This is a genomic window from Halomonas sp. 3D7M (assembly GCF_014897885.1).
Lineage (GTDB): Bacteria > Pseudomonadota > Gammaproteobacteria > Pseudomonadales > Halomonadaceae > Vreelandella.
Genome location: NZ_JABUZF010000033.1, coordinates 1 through 2,344, shown reverse-complemented (window position 1 = coordinate 2,344; position 2,344 = coordinate 1). Strand labels below are relative to the sequence as shown.

At 57.3% G+C, this 2,344-nt stretch carries 2 protein-coding genes; one reads left to right on the top strand and one right to left on the bottom strand.

Annotation, left to right across the window (positions count from 1 at the left end; genetic code table 11):
• Positions 1–970 (top strand): aldehyde dehydrogenase family protein (locus INT22_RS00715; protein WP_193067495.1); only part of this gene is annotated, 970 nt, incomplete at its 5' end.
• Positions 971–1,109: 139 nt separating this feature from the next.
• On the opposite strand, the gene INT22_RS00710 is transcribed toward INT22_RS00715, so the two are convergent.
• Positions 1,110–2,344 (bottom strand): Gfo/Idh/MocA family oxidoreductase (locus INT22_RS00710; RefSeq protein ID WP_319021968.1); only part of this gene is annotated, 1,235 nt, incomplete at its 5' end.

Here is a 2,344-nt window from a genome sequence, read left to right as displayed (position 1 = left end):
TTTCATGCGTTTGCCCTGCAATACCACGCCAGCAACGGCTGCGCTCTTCGCGGAACTGGTGCCTCAGTATTTCGAGCCCGAAGACGTTTCCGTGGTCACTGGTGGACGCGAGGAGATCTCAGCGCTGCTGGAATTGCCCTTCGACTTTATCTTCTTCACCGGCAGTTCGGCGGTGGGCAAAGTCGTCATGCGGGCGGCTGCCGAGCACCTAACACCTGTGATTCTGGAACTGGGAGGACAGAACCCGACCATCGTCGACGAGACCGCAGACCTTGATCGCGCCGCTGGCGCCATCGCCTGGGGGCATAACGCGATCTCGGGTCAATGGTGCATCGCACCCGGTTTCGTCTGCGTACATGATAGTGTCGCAGACATTTTTGTCGAGAAACTGAAAGCGGCGATCACGCGCATGTACGGGGCCGATCCGTCGCAAAGCCCTGACTTCGCGCGCATGATCAGCGAGAAAGATGCGCAGCACGTTGCCCCCTATATCCTGCCGGACAAAACCGTACTCGGGGGGCGCTTCGATGTGCCTGCCCGCTACGTCGAGCCCACCCTGCTTTATCCTTCCGATTGGTCGGACCCAGCGATGCAGCAGGAGGTGTTTGGTCCGGTGCTGCCAATCCTGCGCTACGGCGACATGGCCACGCTGATCGAAATGCTGAAGACAAGAGACAAACCGCTGGCCGCCTATATCTTCAGCCGCGATGAAGCGACGATCGAGCACTTTCTTCAGTCAGTGTCCTTCGGCGGCGGCTGCGTAAACCTGACCAATCTGCATTGCTGGGTCGGCTCGCTGCCCTTCGGTGGGGTCGGCAATTCAGGGATAGGGAAGTATTACGGCAAGACGGGGTTCGATGCACTCAGCAACACTAAGTCGCTTTTGATCTCGCCCGCCGACAAGACCGTCGATGTCTATCCGCCCTATGAGGACAAAGACATTGGCGCGATGCTGGCTCCGTTTTCCTGACAGATCCTTAGCGGCCTTGTCCTGTTAGTTGTTATTTGTAGCGTTGCAACTGGAGGGGCCGCCGCGGTGTACTGTGCGAAAAACCTGAAGTGAAGTACGCCTTTATCCATCGGCATCATCAGGCACGGGGCTGCTGATATTAGACTTGCACCCACTGCCCCGTCTGATCTGACGTTTCGATGGCATCTATCAAACGATTCACCCGCGCCGCTTCGCGGAAGTCTGGATAGAGGGGAAGATCGTTAATGATACCTTCGACCAGATCACGCACCTCGATAATTTTCTGGTCGTTATAGCCCAAACCATGGCCCGGTGCGGGGCTAAAGGCCGCATAGTCGGGGTGTTCCGGGCCGGCTAACAGCGTAGTGAACCCACGCCTGCCGTGGGCATCGCCGTGGCGATACAGCTGCAGCTCGCTCATGCGCTCCTGATCAAACACAATGGCACCTTTAGTGCCCGTTAGCGTGTAGGCCAAGCCCATTTTTCGACCAGCCGCCACCCGAGACGTTTCGATATTGCCGATTAACCCTTTATCAAACCGCAGCATGGCCTGGGCCTGATCGTCGTTTTCCACCGCGGCCATACCGCTGCCGTCGGCATTGGGCCGAGAGGGGATGACAGTCTGTAGCTGGCCGCAAACCTCGCTAATCCGCTGCCCGGTTAAAAATTCGGCCATATTGAGGATATGCGAGCCCACATCACCTAACGCACCGGCCCCTGCGGTCGCCCGCTTGGTATGCCAGTCGTGGGGCTTTTCCGGGTCGAGCAGGTAATCCTCGTTGTGCCGCCCACGAAAGTGAATCAGCTCACCAATTTCACCGCTGGCGACAATCTGACGAGCCAACTGGGTGGCGGAATTGCGAATATAGTTAAAGCCCACCAGAGTTTTGACGCCCGCTTTTTCAGCCGCGGCGACCATCTCGTCGGCGTCTGCCGTGCTCAACGCCAGCGGTTTTTCGGCGTAAACATGCTTACCAGCGGCAATGGCGGCCAGCGCCATCTCTTTATGCAGAAAGTTAGGCGCGCAGATATCCACCACGTCCACGTCACTGTCGGCCACCAGGGCGCGCCAGTCATCGGTGGCGCGAGCAAATCCCCAGGCGCGTGCTCGGCTCTCCGCAGTGGCAAGGTCGACATCCGCCAGCAGTTCGCAAACGGGCTTGGCAGGCAGTTCAAAAACACTGGATGCTGCATTAAAGGCAATGGCGTGGGCTTTACCCATAAAACCAGTGCCGATCAGGCCAATCTTGAGGGTTTTCATTGTGGTTATCCCTGTTAACAAGTTAATTGCCGGTAAAAAAATAATTGCTTTTACAAACACTCGATGAAGGGGTGTGAGGGCAGGTTGAAGCGAGGGTCTTTCGCCATGGATGG